At 59.9% G+C, this 14,749-nt stretch carries 12 protein-coding genes and 2 tRNA genes; all 14 read left to right on the top strand.

What is annotated here, in order from left to right; all coding sequences use genetic code 11:
- Positions 1 to 191: 191 nt before the first annotated feature.
- Positions 192 to 2,099 (top strand): ATP-dependent zinc metalloprotease FtsH, encoded by a 1,908-nt coding sequence (gene ftsH / locus AC05QJ_RS27785; protein WP_476744409.1) that lies wholly within the window; start codon positions 192 to 194, stop codon positions 2,097 to 2,099.
- A gap of 8 nt (positions 2,100 to 2,107) precedes the next feature.
- Positions 2,108 to 2,959: a dihydropteroate synthase gene (gene folP, locus AC05QJ_RS27780; protein WP_476744408.1), complete on the top strand. Its 852-nt coding sequence runs from the start codon at positions 2,108 to 2,110 to the stop codon at positions 2,957 to 2,959.
- Between the two features lie 16 nt (positions 2,960 to 2,975).
- On the top strand, positions 2,976 to 4,316 hold the full coding sequence (glmM, locus tag AC05QJ_RS27775; protein WP_476744407.1) for a phosphoglucosamine mutase: 1,341 nt from the start codon (positions 2,976 to 2,978) through the stop codon (positions 4,314 to 4,316).
- Between the two features lie 66 nt (positions 4,317 to 4,382).
- Complete coding sequence (tpiA, locus tag AC05QJ_RS27770; RefSeq protein ID WP_476744406.1) at positions 4,383 to 5,138, top strand: triose-phosphate isomerase; 756 nt, start codon at positions 4,383 to 4,385, stop codon at positions 5,136 to 5,138.
- Positions 5,139 to 5,141: 3 nt separating this feature from the next.
- A complete protein-coding gene (secG, locus tag AC05QJ_RS27765; RefSeq protein ID WP_476744405.1) occupies positions 5,142 to 5,528 on the top strand; it encodes a preprotein translocase subunit SecG in 387 nt (128 codons plus the stop codon).
- Between the two features lie 19 nt (positions 5,529 to 5,547).
- Positions 5,548 to 5,633: transfer RNA gene (locus AC05QJ_RS27760), tRNA-Leu, on the top strand.
- Positions 5,634 to 5,730: 97 nt separating this feature from the next.
- Positions 5,731 to 5,807 (top strand) — tRNA-Met (locus AC05QJ_RS27755).
- A gap of 131 nt (positions 5,808 to 5,938) precedes the next feature.
- The gene (rimP, locus tag AC05QJ_RS27750; RefSeq protein ID WP_476748025.1) at positions 5,939 to 6,397 is read left to right on the top strand and encodes a ribosome maturation factor RimP; all 459 of its coding nucleotides are present in this window, start codon (positions 5,939 to 5,941) and stop codon (positions 6,395 to 6,397) included.
- 59 nt (positions 6,398 to 6,456) lie between these two features.
- Positions 6,457 to 7,938 (top strand): transcription termination factor NusA, encoded by a 1,482-nt coding sequence (gene nusA, locus AC05QJ_RS27745; RefSeq protein ID WP_476744404.1) that lies wholly within the window; start codon positions 6,457 to 6,459, stop codon positions 7,936 to 7,938.
- A gap of 26 nt (positions 7,939 to 7,964) precedes the next feature.
- The gene (infB, locus tag AC05QJ_RS27740; protein WP_476744403.1) at positions 7,965 to 10,481 is read left to right on the top strand and encodes a translation initiation factor IF-2; all 2,517 of its coding nucleotides are present in this window, start codon (positions 7,965 to 7,967) and stop codon (positions 10,479 to 10,481) included.
- Between the two features lie 122 nt (positions 10,482 to 10,603).
- Positions 10,604 to 11,002, top strand: coding sequence for a 30S ribosome-binding factor RbfA (gene rbfA / locus AC05QJ_RS27735; protein ID WP_476744402.1), 399 nt, complete (start codon positions 10,604 to 10,606; stop codon positions 11,000 to 11,002).
- A gap of 3 nt (positions 11,003 to 11,005) precedes the next feature.
- A complete protein-coding gene (gene truB, locus AC05QJ_RS27730) occupies positions 11,006 to 11,923 on the top strand; it encodes a tRNA pseudouridine(55) synthase TruB (protein WP_476744401.1) in 918 nt (305 codons plus the stop codon).
- 149 nt (positions 11,924 to 12,072) lie between these two features.
- The gene (rpsO, locus tag AC05QJ_RS27725; protein ID WP_009404303.1) at positions 12,073 to 12,342 is read left to right on the top strand and encodes a 30S ribosomal protein S15; all 270 of its coding nucleotides are present in this window, start codon (positions 12,073 to 12,075) and stop codon (positions 12,340 to 12,342) included.
- A 252-nt stretch (positions 12,343 to 12,594) separates the two neighbouring features.
- On the top strand, positions 12,595 to 14,700 hold the full coding sequence (gene pnp, locus AC05QJ_RS27720) for a polyribonucleotide nucleotidyltransferase (RefSeq protein ID WP_476744400.1): 2,106 nt from the start codon (positions 12,595 to 12,597) through the stop codon (positions 14,698 to 14,700).
- The last annotated feature ends 49 nt before the right edge of the window (positions 14,701 to 14,749 follow it).

The raw sequence follows: 14,749 nt of genomic DNA, 5'->3' as shown, positions 1-14,749 counted from the left end.
TCGGGGTGCCGATAGTTTTTTCCAATCGGGGCCCCTGCCTGATTTTGCTGAACATCGTGTAGTCTAAGTTCACAAAGGGTTACAGACGGTGCCAGCAGCCGTTGTAGGTAATGTAGTAAGTTAAGCCGGTGATTATCATGCGAGGCACGGTTGCGCCCAAGCCTGCTTCAGAGGGTAGCTAATTGAACGATATGGCAAAGAATTTGATCCTGTGGTTGATCATCGCGGCTGTCCTGGTGACGGTGATGAACAACTTCTCCAGCCCGAATGAGCCGCAGACCCTCAACTATTCGGACTTCATCCAGCAAGTCAAGGATGGCAAGGTCGAGCGCGTCGCGGTCGACGGCTATGTCATCACCGGTAAACGCACCGATGGCGACACCTTCAAGACTATCCGTCCTGCAATCCAGGATAACGGCCTGATCGGCGACCTGGTGGACAACCATGTCGTGGTCGAAGGCAAGCAGCCCGAGCAGCAAAGCATCTGGACCCAGTTGCTGGTCGCCAGCTTCCCGATCCTGGTCATCATCGCCGTGTTCATGTTCTTCATGCGCCAGATGCAGGGCGGCGCCGGCGGCAAGGGCGGCCCGATGAGCTTTGGCAAGAGCAAGGCGCGGCTGTTGTCCGAAGATCAGGTCAAGACCACGCTGGCCGATGTGGCCGGGTGCGATGAAGCGAAGGAGGAGGTCGGCGAGCTGGTCGAATTCCTTCGCGATCCGGGCAAGTTCCAGCGTCTGGGTGGCCGCATTCCTCGCGGTGTGCTGATGGTCGGCCCTCCAGGTACCGGTAAGACCCTGCTGGCCAAGGCCATCGCCGGGGAAGCCAAGGTTCCGTTCTTCACCATTTCCGGCTCCGACTTTGTCGAGATGTTCGTGGGTGTCGGCGCAAGCCGTGTGCGTGACATGTTCGAGCAAGCCAAGAAGCATGCTCCGTGCATCATCTTCATCGACGAGATCGATGCCGTGGGTCGCCATCGTGGCGCTGGCATGGGCGGTGGCCACGACGAACGTGAGCAGACCCTCAACCAGTTGCTGGTAGAGATGGACGGTTTCGAAATGAACGATGGCATCATCGTCATCGCCGCTACCAACCGTCCTGACGTGCTCGACCCTGCGTTGCTCCGCCCTGGCCGCTTCGACCGTCAGGTTGTCGTTGGTCTGCCGGACATCCGTGGTCGCGAGCAGATCCTCAAGGTCCATATGCGCAAGGTGCCGATTGGCGAGAACGTCAACCCGGCGGTCATTGCCCGCGGTACTCCCGGCTTCTCCGGTGCAGACCTGGCCAACCTGGTCAACGAGGCCTCTCTCTTCGCGGCGCGCGGCGGCAAGCGTGTCGTGGAGATGAAGGAATTCGAACTGGCCAAAGACAAGATCATGATGGGCGCCGAGCGCAAGACCATGGTCATGTCCGAGAAAGAAAAGCAGAACACGGCCTATCACGAAGCTGGCCATGCGATCGTGGGGCGTATCGTTCCCGAGCATGATCCGGTCTACAAAGTGTCGATCATTCCTCGCGGTCGGGCACTGGGCGTTACCATGTTCCTGCCGGAAGAGGACCGCTACAGTCTGTCCAAGCGTGCGCTGATCAGTCAGATCTGCTCTCTGTACGGCGGTCGTATCGCCGAGGAAATGACCTTGGGCTTCGATGGCGTGACCACGGGTGCCTCCAACGACATCATGCGAGCAAGCCAGATCGCCCGCAACATGGTGACCAAGTGGGGGTTGTCGGAAAAGCTCGGTCCGTTGATGTATGCCGAGGAAGAAGGCGAAGTGTTCCTGGGGCGTGGCTCCAGCTCGCAGCATGCCAGTGTTTCCGGCGAAACCGCCAAGCTGATCGACTCTGAAGTGCGCAGCATCATTGACCAGTGCTACGCCACGGCGAAGCAGATCCTGACGGACAACCGCGACAAGCTCGATGCGATGGCCGATGCGCTGATGAAGTATGAGACCATTGATGCCGAGCAGATCGACGACATCATGGCTGGTCGCCCGCCCCGTGAGCCGCGGGATTGGGATGGTGACTCGGGGACGTCGGGAACGACTGCTTCTCAGGGTGACCGCCCGGAATCGCCCATTGGCGGGCCAGCTGCGCAACACTAAGGGCTGACATGACCTCACAGCAGTACCTGACCCGGTTGCCTTGCGGCAACCGGGTTCTTGACCTTTCGCGTACCCATGTCATGGGTATTCTCAATATCACCCCGGACTCGTTCTCCGATGGCGGTCGCTTCACTCAGCGCGATGCGGCCCTGCGCCATGCCGCGGAGATGGTTGCGGCGGGCGCTACCCTGATCGATGTGGGCGGCGAGTCCACGCGGCCGGGTGCCCGTGCCATCACGCCTCTCGAAGAGCTGGAGCGGGTTGCTCCTGTGGTCGAAGCGCTGAACCGTGAGCTGGACGTCGTCATTTCCGTGGATACGTCTACGCCTGCGGTCATTCGCGAGTCCGCCCGCCTCGGGGCCGGGCTGATCAACGATGTTCGCTCGCTGAGCCGTGACGGTGCACTGGAAGCGGCTGCAGCAACCGGTTTGCCGGTGTGCCTGATGCACATGCGTGGCGAGCCGGGCAACATGCAGGACGACCCTCATTACGATGATGTGACGGCGGAGGTTGCGAGCTATCTTGAAGAGCGCATGGCGGCCTGTGCGGTGGCTGGCATCGAGAGTGACCGGATCATTCTCGATCCGGGTTTCGGCTTCGCCAAGACGCTCGAGCACAACCTCACCCTGTTCAAGCACATGGAGCGCTTGTATCGCCTGGGGCGCCCGCTGTTGGTCGGCGTCTCGCGCAAAAGCATGATTGGCCTGACGCTCAATCGAGCCGTGGGTGAGCGCCTGTCGGGCAGCCTTGCACTGGCTGCACTGGCGATGACAAAAGGCGCGAGCATCCTTCGTGTCCACGATGTTGCCGAAACAGTGGATGTCGTTCGGATGATCGCTGCGGTACAAGCCGCCGAATAAGAGTGATGGAGCATTTATGAGTAGAAAATATTTTGGCACCGACGGCATCCGTGGCCGTGTCGGTGAATACCCGATCACGCCGGATTTCATGCTCAAGCTTGGCTGGGCGGCGGGTATGGCTTTCCGCAAGCAGGGCGCGTGCCGGGTATTGGTTGGCAAGGACACCCGTATTTCCGGCTACATGTTCGAGTCCGCCCTGGAGGCTGGCCTGTCGGCGGCGGGAGCCGACGTGATGCTGCTGGGGCCGATGCCGACCCCTGCCATCGCCTATCTGACCCGTACCTTCCACGCGGAGGCGGGAATCGTCATCAGTGCTTCGCACAACCCGCACGATGACAACGGCATCAAGTTTTTCTCCGGCCAGGGCACCAAGCTGCCAGACGAAGTCGAACTGATGATCGAGGAGTTGCTCGATCAGCCAATGACGGTGGTCGAGTCGAGCAAGTTGGGCAAGGTCTCCCGGATCAACGATGCGGCGGGGCGCTACATCGAGTTCTGCAAGAGCAGCGTGCCAAGCAGCACCGATTTTTCCGGTCTCAAGCTGGCGATCGATTGCGCTCATGGCGCGACCTACAAGGTGGCGCCAAGCGTGTTCCGCGAGCTGGGTGCCGAGGTGACGGTTCTGGCGAACCAGCCGGATGGCCTGAACATCAACGAAAACTGCGGTTCCACGCATATCGAGTCTTTGCAGGCCGCCGTTCTGGTGGGGCATGCGGATCTCGGGATTGCATTCGACGGCGACGGCGACCGGGTCCTGATGGTGGACCATACCGGCGCCATAGTCGATGGAGACGAGCTGCTGTTCATCATTGCGCGTGACCTTCACGAGCGTGGCAAGCTGCAGGGCGGGGTGGTCGGTACGCTCATGAGCAACCTCGGACTGGAGCTGGCGCTGCAGGACCTTTCGATTCCGTTCGTGAGGGCGAAGGTCGGGGACCGCTACGTCATGGCCGAGCTTTTGGAGCGCGACTGGATCATCGGTGGCGAGAACTCGGGTCATGTGGTCTGCTGCAGTCATACCACCACCGGCGACGCGATCATCGCAGCGTTGCAGGTGCTGATGGCGCTCAAGCGTCGCGGAGAGACTCTCGCCCAGGCTCGTCAGGCTGTTCGCAAATGCCCGCAGGTGCTGATCAATGTTCGTTTCGGCGCCAGTCAGGTCGACCCGCTGGAGCATCCTGCGGTCAAGGAGGCCTGCGAGCGCGTCACCGAGGAGATGGCGGGTCGAGGTCGTGTGCTGTTGCGCAAGTCCGGAACAGAGCCTCTGGTGCGTGTAATGGTCGAAGGCGACGACGAAAACCTGGTGCGCAGCCATGCCGAAGCACTGGCAAAACTGGTAAGTGAAGTTTGCGTCTGATTTACGCTTGCCAGAGCTGATTGGGTTGGGTAACATCTGCGCCCACTTTGACCGACGAGGTACAGCATGCGTCGCCCTATGGTAGCTGGTAACTGGAAAATGCACGGTACCCGCGCCAGCGTCGCTGAGCTGATCAAGGGCCTGAGCGATCAGGTGCTGCCGAGCGGTGTTGATGTCGCGGTGTTTCCACCCAGTCTGTTCATCAATCAGGTGATTGATGGCCTTGAAGGCAAGTCGATTGCGGTAGGTGCTCAGAACTCCGCTGTGGAGCCTCAGCAAGGGGCTTTGACGGGAGAGGTGGCAGCGAGTCAGTTGGTTGATGCCGGTTGCAAGCTGGTGTTGATCGGGCACTCGGAGCGGCGTCAGATTCTGGGGGAGCAAGACGCTACCCTGATTCAAAAGTTTGCTGCGGCTCAGTCCTGTGGTCTGACGCCAGTGTTCTGCGTCGGCGAGACCCTCGAAGAGCGTGAAGCAAACCAGACGCTTGAAGTGGTTGGGCGTCAGTTGGATAGCATCATCGGGCAGCTGGGTATTTCTGCCTTCTCGAATGCGATCATTGCCTATGAGCCTGTATGGGCCATCGGCACCGGCCTTACGGCCACGCCACAACAGGCGCAGGATGTCCACAAGGCCATTCGCGAGCAGTTGGCGGCAAAGGATTCGGAAGTCGCGCGTAATACGCGGCTTCTATACGGCGGCAGCGTGAAGGCGGCCAATGCGGCTGAGCTGTTCGGCATGCCGGATATTGATGGGGGGCTCATTGGTGGAGCTTCCCTGAACGCAGACGAATTCGGTGCAATTTGTCGCGCCGCGGGAAACTGAAAAATGCTGGAAACAGTTATCGTCGTTCTTCATCTGTTGGGCGCACTGGGTTTGGTAGTGCTGGTTCTGCTGCAACAGGGTAAAGGTGCGGAAGCGGGTGCATCTTTCGGCGCAGGTGCTTCAAATACTGTGTTCGGAAGCCAAGGTTCTGCTACCTTTCTGAGTAAGTTTACTGCTATACTAGCTGCCTCTTTCTTCTTAACTGCTCTTGGGTTAGGATACTTTGCTAAAGAGAAAGCTCATGAGCTGACTCAAGTAGGGTTGCCAGATCCAGCAGTGATGGAAGTGCAACAAAGCAAACCGGCAACAGATGATGTACCGGTGCTCCAGGAACAAAAAGGACCAGCGGCTAACACCAGCGATGTTCCTCAAGCTCCAGAGCAGAAGTAACGGGTTTCAAAGTAGTATTGCCGAGGTGGTGGAATTGGTAGACACGCAACCTTGAGGTGGTTGTGCCCATAGGGTGTAGGGGTTCGAGTCCCCTTCTCGGTACCAATTGAAGCATGAGAGCCCGCTTTAGCGGGCTTTCTTGCAGGTGGAGGTTAGATTGACCCTTCATGGGTTCGGTCGTATACTTTCGCCCCAGCTTTGTCGCGGGGTGGAGCAGTCTGGTAGCTCGTCGGGCTCATAACCCGAAGGTCGTTGGTTCAAATCCAGCCCCCGCAACCAGTTTCAGCGGAGCCCCTTTTCAAGGGGCTTTTTGTTAGCTGAACAGTTCTCAGCGCCGATATTCAATGGCGCATTTCATGGATGGGCGCTTGCCCATTTTTTATTTGCACAGCATGCACGAGGGGGTTCAGGTGTCGAGCAAGCTAGAACAGTTGCAGGCCTTGTTGGCCCCGGTGGTCGAGGCGCTCGGCTATCAATGCTGGGGAATCGAGTTCATTTCTCAAGGCAAACATTCGGTCCTGCGTATCTATATCGATAAAGCGGACGGGATTCTGGTCGACGATTGCGAAGTCGTCAGTCGCCAGGTCAGCGGTATCCTGGACGTTGAAGACCCAATCAGCTCCGAATACACGCTTGAAGTGTCCTCTCCTGGCATGGATCGCCCGCTGTTCACCCTGGAACAGTTTGCCTCGCATGCCGGCGAACAAGTGAAGATCAAGCTGCGTACGCCCTTCGAAGGTCGTCGTAACTTTCAAGGCCTTCTCCGCGGCGTGGAGGAGCAGGAAGTCGTGGTCCAGGTGGACAATCACGAATTCCTGTTGCCGATCGACTCGATCGACAAGGCCAACATTATTCCCAGTTTTGACTGAGACATGCCGGATCCGCTGAACAAGGCGGACCTAATGGCTTGCGAAAGGCGAGGCGTACGATGAGCAAAGAAGTACTGCTGGTTGTTGAGTCGGTATCCAATGAAAAGGGCGTACCGGCCGGCGTAATTTTTGAAGCGCTGGAAGTGGCTCTGGCCACTGCAACCAAAAAACGTTTTGAGGACGAAGTTGACCTGCGTGTGGAAATCAACCGCCACACCGGTAACTACGAGACCTTCCGCCGCTGGACCGTGGTCGAAGACGAAGACCTGGACGATCCGGCCATCGAGCTGGCTGTCGATCAGGCTCAAGCCAAGAAGCCCGGAGCGGTCGCTGGCGAGATCATCGAAGAGAAGATCGAGTCCATCGAGTTCGGTCGTATCGCTGCCCAGACCGCCAAGCAGGTCATCGTGCAGAAAGTGCGCGAAGCCGAGCGTGCTCAGGTTGTCGACGCCTACCGCGAGCGTGTTGGTGAGATCATCTCCGGCACGGTCAAGAAAGTTACCCGCGATAACGTCATCGTTGATCTGGGCAACAACGCCGAAGCGCTGCTGGCCCGTGAAGACATCATCGCCCGCGAGACTTTCCGCGTGGGTGTGCGTGTTCGCGCACTGCTCAAGGAAATCCGCACCGAGAACCGTGGTCCGCAACTGATTCTGTCGCGCACCGCACCACAGATGCTGATCGAGCTGTTCCGCATCGAAGTGCCGGAGATCGCCGAAGGTCTGATCGAAGTGATGGCCGCGTCTCGCGATCCAGGTTCCCGCGCGAAAATCGCCGTTCGTTCCAAGGACAAGCGTATCGACCCGCAAGGCGCGTGCATCGGCATGCGTGGTTCGCGAGTCCAGGCCGTGTCCGGAGAGCTGGGTGGCGAGCGTGTGGATATCGTGCTCTGGGACGATAACCCTGCCCAGTTCGTCATCAATGCCATGTCGCCGGCTGAAGTCGCGGCGATCATCGTTGACGAAGATGCCCACGCGATGGATATCGCCGTTGCCGCCGACAATCTGGCACAAGCCATCGGTCGCGGCGGCCAGAACGTTCGCCTGGCCAGTCAACTGACTGGCTGGACCCTGAACGTCATGACCGAGTCGGACATCCAGGCCAAGCAGCAAGCGGAAACCGGTGACATCCTGCGCAACTTCATCGAAGAGCTGGAAGTCGACGAAGAACTGGCCCAGGTGCTGGTCGACGAAGGCTTTACCAGCCTCGAAGAAATTGCCTACGTACCGCTGGAAGAAATGCTCAACATCGATGGCTTCGACGAGGAGATCGTCAACGAACTCCGCGCGCGCGCCAAGGACCGTCTGTTGACCAAAGCCATCGCTACCGAGGAAAAACTGGCAGACGCCCATCCGGCCGAAGACCTGCTCTCGCTTGAGGGTATGGACAAGGATCTGGCGGCGGAACTGGCGGTGCGCGGCGTGGTTACCCGCGAAGACCTGGCCGAGCAGTCGATTGACGACCTGCTCGACATCGACGGCATCGACGAAGAGCGTGCCGGCAAGTTGATCATGGCCGCCCGAGCCCATTGGTTCGAGTAAGCAGGCTGGCCTGAGGAGAGAAGTGCATGACGCAAGTCACGGTGAAAGAATTGGCCCAAGAGGTCGCTGCACCGGTAGAGCGCCTGCTGCAGCAGATGCGTGAGGCAGGTCTGCCGCACACCGATGCCGGTCAGATGGTGAGCGACAGTGAGAAGCAGGCTCTGCTGACCCATTTGAAAAGCAGCCACAAGGCGAAGGCGGAAGAGCCGCGCAAGATTACCTTGCAGCGCAAGACCACCAGCACCCTGCGTGTTGCCGGCAGCAAAAGCATCAGCGTAGAAGTACGCAAGAAAAAAGTGTTCGTTCAGCGCAGCCCTGAAGAAATCCAGGCTGAGCAGAAGCGCGAGCTGGAAGAGCGCCGCGCCGCCGAAAATGCAGCACGCGAAAAATCCGAAGCCGAAGCACGCCAGCGTGCCGACGAGGAAGCGCGTCGTCAGGCCGCTACCGAGCAGGCCGCCGTGGCTGCCCCGGCACCTGTCGCTCAGCCGGTCGCCGCTCCGGCGGCTGTCGAGCCTGCTGCTGCTCCAGCCCCGGCTCCAGTAGCCGACCGCAAGAAAGACGAAAACCGTCGCAATGATCGTGTCCGTGACGAAGACCGTCGCGGTGGCGAGCGTCGTAACGAAGCGCCACGCGTCTCGGTCAAGGTGAAAGAGAAAGAGAAAGCGCCGACGCCTCGCGCCGCTCCACGTACCACCGACGAAGAAAGCGATGGCTTCCGTCGTGGCGGTCGTGGCAAGGCCAAGCCGAAGAAGCGTAACGCCCATGGTTTCCAGAACCCGACCGGTCCAGTCATTCGCGACGTGACCATCGGCGAAACCATCACCGTTTCCGAACTGGCGCAACAGATGTCGGTGAAGGCCGCTGAAGTCGTCAAGTTCATGTTCAAGCTGGGCACTCCGGTCACCATCAACCAGGTACTGGATCAGGAGACCGCTCAACTGGTCGCCGAAGAGCTGGGCCACAAGGTGACCCTGATCAGCGACACCGCCCTGGAAGACTCCCTGGCCGAATCGCTGAAGTTCGAAGGTGAGAGCGTTGCCCGTGCACCGGTGGTTACCGTCATGGGTCACGTTGACCACGGTAAGACCTCGCTGCTCGACTACATCCGTCGTGCCAAGGTCGCCGCTGGCGAGGCCGGTGGCATCACCCAGCATATCGGTGCCTACCACGTGGAAACCGAGCGTGGCATGGTGACCTTCCTCGATACCCCGGGTCACGCCGCGTTTACCGCAATGCGTGCCCGTGGTGCCAAGGCTACCGACATCGTGATCCTGGTGGTTGCAGCGGACGACGGCGTGATGCCGCAGACCGTTGAAGCCGTTCAGCACGCTCAGGCCGCTGGCGTGCCTCTGGTCGTGGCGGTGAACAAGATCGACAAGCCGGGTGCAGACCTGGACCGCATTCGCAACGAACTGGCCGTCCACGGCGTGACCTCCGAGGATTGGGGTGGCGACACTCCATTCGTCAAGGTTTCGGCGAAGATGGGTACCGGCGTAGACGAACTGCTCGAAGCTGTCCTGCTGCAGGCCGAGATCCTCGAACTCACCGCCGTGCCGACTGCTCCTGGTCGCGGTGTCGTGGTCGAGTCGCGTCTGGACAAGGGCCGTGGTCCGGTGGCAACCGTGCTGGTTCAGGACGGTACCCTGCGTCAGGGCGACATGGTCCTCTGCGGTTCGAACTACGGTCGCGTTCGCGCCATGCTCGACGAGAACGGCAAGCCTGTGAAGGAAGCCGGCCCGGCTATCCCGGTCGAGATCCTCGGCCTGGACGGCACTCCGGATGCTGGCGATGAGCTGAGCGTTGTGGCTGACGAGAAGAAGGCCCGTGAAGTTGCCCTGTTCCGTCAAGGCAAGTTCCGCGAGGTCAAACTGGCCCGCGCCCACGCTGGCAAGCTGGAAAACATCTTCGAAAGCATGGGCCAGGAAGAGAAGAAGACCCTCAACATCGTCCTCAAGGCCGACGTTCGTGGTTCTCTCGAGGCTCTGCAAGGCTCCCTCGGTGGCCTGGGCAACGACGAAGTACAGGTTCGTGTGGTCGCCGGCGGTGTCGGTGGTATCACCGAGAGCGACGCCAACCTGGCGCTGGCTTCGAACGCGGTTCTGTTCGGCTTCAACGTGCGTGCCGATGCCGGCGCGCGCAAGATCGTCGAGCAGGAAGGTCTGGATATGCGTTACTACAACGTGATCTACGACATCATCGAAGACGTCAAGAAAGCCCTGACCGGTATGCTCGGCAGCGATGTTCGCGAGAACATCCTGGGTATCGCCGAAGTGCGTGACGTATTCCGCTCGCCGAAGTTCGGCGCCATCGCCGGCTGCATGGTCGTGGAAGGTACGGTCTACCGTAACCGCCCGATCCGCGTACTGCGCGAAGACGTGGTGATCTTCGAAGGCGAACTGGAGTCGCTGCGTCGCTTCAAGGACGACGCCTCCGAAGTCCGTGCCGGCATGGAGTGCGGTATTGGCGTGAAGAGCTACAACGACGTCAAGATCGGCGACAAGATCGAAGTCTTCGAGAAAGTCCAGGTGGCTCGTACGCTCTGATGCGCGAGCTTGGAAGCGCCAGGCCGGTAGCTGCAACGCTCCGCTGGATGCTCTGAACGCAACGCCCGGTCAGGCTCAAAGCCTGGCCGGGCGTTTGCCGCTTTAGTTACAGGTAACAAGACATGGCAAAAGAATATAGCCGTACCCAACGCATCGGCGACCAGATGCAGCGCGAGCTCGCGCAACTGATCCGCCGTGAAGTCAAAGACCCGCGCGTCGGCCTGGTCACCATCACCGCCGTGGATGTCAGTCGTGACGTCGGCCATGCCAAGGTGTTCATCACCGTCATGGGCCAGGAAGGTGACGATGCAATCCAGCAAAGCCTGAAAGTGCTCAATGCTGCCGCCGGTTTCCTGCGCATGCAGCTCGGTCGCGAGATGAAGCTGCGCAGCGTGCCGCAGTTGCACTTCCATTACGACGAAAGCGTCAGCCGCGGTGCCCACCTCTCGGCGCTGATCGAGCGTGCCGTCGCAGAAGACAGCCTGCACCAGAGCGCTGACGCTCCGGACAGCAAGGAGTAATGGGTGGCTCAGGTCAAACGTATCCGTCGTAACGTCAGCGGGATCATCCTGCTCGACAAGCCGCTTGGCTTCACCTCCAACGCCGCGCTGCAGAAAGTACGCTGGTTGCTCAATGCCGAGAAAGCCGGACACACCGGTAGCCTCGACCCGCTGGCCAGTGGCGTGCTGCCGCTGTGCTTCGGCGAGGCGACCAAGTTCTCGCAGTACCTGCTCGATTCCGACAAAGGTTACGAGACGGTCATGCAATTGGGGCAGACCAGCAGTACCGGTGACGCCGAAGGCGAGATTCTTCGCACTCGCGACGTGACCGTCGGTCGCGCCGACATCGAAGCGGTTCTGCCACAATTTCGTGGTGAAATCAGTCAGATACCGCCGATGTACTCGGCGCTCAAGCGTGATGGCCAGCCTCTGTACAAGCTGGCTCGTGCAGGGGAAGTAGTGGAGCGTGAACCGCGTTCTGTTACTATTACCCGCTTGGAGCTGCTGGAGTGCGAAGGCACCCGGGTTCGCCTGTCGGTGGGTTGCAGCAAGGGCACCTACATCCGTACCCTCGTCGAGGATCTGGGTGAGGTCCTGGGATGTGGCGCTTACGTCGCCGAGTTGCGTCGGACCCACGCCGGCCCGTTCGAGCTGGCCCAGACGGTGACTCTCGAAGAACTCGAGCAGGCTCATGCCGAAGGCGGCAACGAAGCACTCGATCGCTTCCTGATGCCATCGGACAGCGGTCTGCAGGATTGGCCGCTGTTGCAGTTTTCCGAGCACAGTTCGTTCTACTGGCTGCATGGTCAGCCGGTACGTTCGCCGGACGCGCCGAAATTCGGCATGGTCCGCGTACAGGATCACAATGGCCGCTTCATCGGGATCGGTGAAGTGAGCGAAGACGGGCGCATTGCGCCGCGTCGACTGATTCGGTCGGAATGACCGAAACCTTCAGTGCCAGGCCTGTGCCTGGCATCGTTGGTCAAGAGGGTGGCTGTCAATAGGCGCGGTCACGCCTCATTTTATGAATACAGGGAGCAGTCCCTGGCCTATTGGAAACCTTTGGTTTCCCTTGATTTGGAGATAGCCAGATGGCACTCAGCGTTGAAGAAAAAGCTCAGATCGTTGCCGATTACCAGCAAGCCGCCGGCGATACCGGTAGCCCGGAAGTGCAGGTTGCTCTGCTGACCGCCAACATCAACAAGCTGCAAGGCCACTTCAAGGCCAACGGCAAGGACCACCACTCCCGTCGTGGTCTGATCCGCATGGTAAACCAGCGCCGCAAGCTGCTGGACTACCTGAAAGGTAAAGACACCACCCGTTACAGCGCCCTGATCGGTCGTCTGGGTCTGCGTCGCTAATAGCGGCCCGACCGTGGTGTGCGCGTCGTGCTGTGGTCTTCAGCCGGGGGCTATCGCTCCGCGGCTGATGAGCACGCCGCGCGTATCTATGAGGTTGGTTGGCTGTCGCGTCCCTGCGGTTTTCCGCAGGGGCAGGGCAGGCTCCCAACCTCTAGTTTTATCTGGACGGTCAATGGGGCCGATTCCCCGTTCTGCCCAAGAATTCGCAAGAAACCAGTTCCCCCCAAGAGCAACTGAAGAAGGTAGGAAACCGTGAACCCGGTAATCAAGAAATTCCAGTTCGGTCAATCGACCGTAACCCTCGAGACGGGCCGTATCGCCCGTCAGGCGTCCGGTGCCGTTCTGGTCACCGTCGACAATGACGTCACCGTACTGGTGACCGTGGTAGGTGCCAAGCAGGCAGACCCGAGCAAGGGCTTCTTCCCTCTGTCCGTGCACTACCAGGAAAAAACTTACGCTGCCGGCAAGATCCCGGGTGGCTTCTTCAAGCGTGAAGGCCGTCCTTCCGAGAAGGAAACCCTGACCTCGCGCCTGATCGACCGTCCGATCCGTCCGCTGTTCCCTGAAGGCTTCATGAACGAAGTGCAGGTTGTCTGCACCGTCGTCTCCACCAGCAAGAAGACCGATCCGGACATCGCCGCCATGATCGGTACCTCGGCAGCCTTGGCTGTTTCCGGCATTCCGTTCGAAGGCCCGATCGGTGCTGCGCGCGTTGCTTTCCACGAAAGCACCGGCTACCTGTTGAACCCGACTTACGAGCAACTGGCTGCTTCCAGCCTGGACATGGTGGTTGCCGGTACTTCCGACGCCGTTCTGATGGTTGAATCCGAAGCCAAGGAACTGACCGAAGACCAGATGCTGGGCGCCGTTCTGTTCGCCCACGACGAATTCCAGGCTGTCATCCAGGCCGTCAAGGAATTCGCCGCCGAAGCTGCCAAGCCGACCTGGGACTGGAAAGCCGAAGCCGCCAACAGCGACCTGCTCAACGCTATCCGCGCCGAACTGGGCGAAGCCGTTTCCCAGGCCTACACCATCACTGTCAAGGCTGACCGCTACGCGCGCCTTGGTGAACTGCGTGACCAGGCCATCGCCAAGTTCTCCGGCGAAGAAGGCCAGCCATCGGCTGGTGAAGTCAAAGAAATCTTCGGCGAAATCGAATACCGCACCGTTCGCGAAAACATCGTGAACGGCAAGCCGCGTATCGACGGTCGCGACAACAAGACCGTTCGCCCGCTGAACATCGAAGTGGGCGTGCTGCCGAAAACCCACGGTTCGTCCCTGTTCACCCGTGGCGAGACCCAGGCCCTGGTCGTCGCGACCCTGGGTACCGCTCGCGATGCGCAGCTGCTGGACACCCTGGAAGGCGAGAAGAAAGACGCCTTCATGCTGCACTACAACTTCCCTCCGTTCTCGGTAGGTGAGTGTGGTCGCATGGGCGGCGCTGGCCGTCGCGAAATCGGTCACGGCCGTCTGGCCCGTCGCGCTGTCCAGGCCATGCTGCCGACGTCGGACGAGTTCCCGTACACCGTTCGCGTCGTATCGGAAATCACCGAGTCCAACGGCTCCAGCTCCATGGCTTCGGTCTGCGGTGCTTCCCTGGCCCTGATGGATGCCGGTGTGCCAATGAAGGCTCCGGTTGCCGGTATCGCCATGGGTCTGGTCAAGGAAGGCGAGAAGTTCGCGGTCCTGACTGACATCCTCGGTGACGAAGACCACCTGGGCGACATGGACTTCAAGGTTGCCGGTACCGCCAAAGGTGTTACCGCGCTGCAGATGGACATCAAGATCAACGGCATCACCGAAGAGATCATGGAAATCGCCCTGGGCCAGGCCCTGGAAGCGCGCCTGAACATCCTCGGCCAGATGAACCAGGTCATTGCCCAGTCCCGCAGCGAACTGTCGGCCAACGCACCGACCATGATCGCGATGAAGATCGACACCGACAAGATCCGCGACGTCATCGGCAAGGGCGGCGCGACCATTCGTGCCATCTGCGAAGAAACCAAGGCTTCGATCGATATCGAAGACGACGGCTCGATCAAGATCTTCGGCGAAACCAAGGAAGCTGCCGAGGCTGCTCGCCAGCGCGTCCTGGGCATCACCGCCGAGGCCGAGATCGGCAAGATCTACGTCGGCAAGGTTGAGCGCATCGTCGACTTCGGCGCCTTCGTCAACATCCTGCCTGGCAAGGATGGCCTGGTGCACATCTCGATGCTGAGCGATTCCCGCGTCGAGAAAGTGACCGACATCCTGAAAGAAGGTCAGGAAGTCGAAGTGCTGGTACTGGACGTGGATAACCGCGGCCGTATCAAGCTGTCCATCAAGGACGTTGCTGCAGCGAAGGCTTCGGGCGTTTAAGTCCGGCTTTCAGAAAAGGACCTTTCGAGGTCCTTTTTTTATGCGCGCG

The sequence above is a fragment of the Pseudomonas sp. TUM25319 genome (assembly GCF_056388475.1).
The sequence above is the reverse complement of the archived record's forward strand: the minus strand, read 5'-3'. Positions and strand labels throughout refer to the sequence as shown.

Excerpts from the sequence above, each read along its gene's own strand:
- folP (WP_476744408.1), top strand. The coding sequence starts at position 2,108 with ATGACCTCACAGCAGTACCTGACCCGGTTGCCTTGCGGCAACCGGGTT.
- rpsO (WP_009404303.1), top strand. The coding sequence starts at position 12,073 with ATGGCACTCAGCGTTGAAGAAAAAGCTCAGATCGTTGCCGATTACCAG.
- nusA (WP_476744404.1), top strand. The coding sequence starts at position 6,457 with ATGAGCAAAGAAGTACTGCTGGTTGTTGAGTCGGTATCCAATGAAAAG.
- infB (WP_476744403.1), top strand. The coding sequence starts at position 7,965 with ATGACGCAAGTCACGGTGAAAGAATTGGCCCAAGAGGTCGCTGCACCG.
- ftsH (WP_476744409.1), top strand. The coding sequence starts at position 192 with ATGGCAAAGAATTTGATCCTGTGGTTGATCATCGCGGCTGTCCTGGTG.
- tpiA (WP_476744406.1), top strand. The coding sequence starts at position 4,383 with ATGCGTCGCCCTATGGTAGCTGGTAACTGGAAAATGCACGGTACCCGC.
- glmM (WP_476744407.1), top strand. The coding sequence starts at position 2,976 with ATGAGTAGAAAATATTTTGGCACCGACGGCATCCGTGGCCGTGTCGGT.
- secG (WP_476744405.1), top strand. The coding sequence starts at position 5,142 with ATGCTGGAAACAGTTATCGTCGTTCTTCATCTGTTGGGCGCACTGGGT.
- rbfA (WP_476744402.1), top strand. The coding sequence starts at position 10,604 with ATGGCAAAAGAATATAGCCGTACCCAACGCATCGGCGACCAGATGCAG.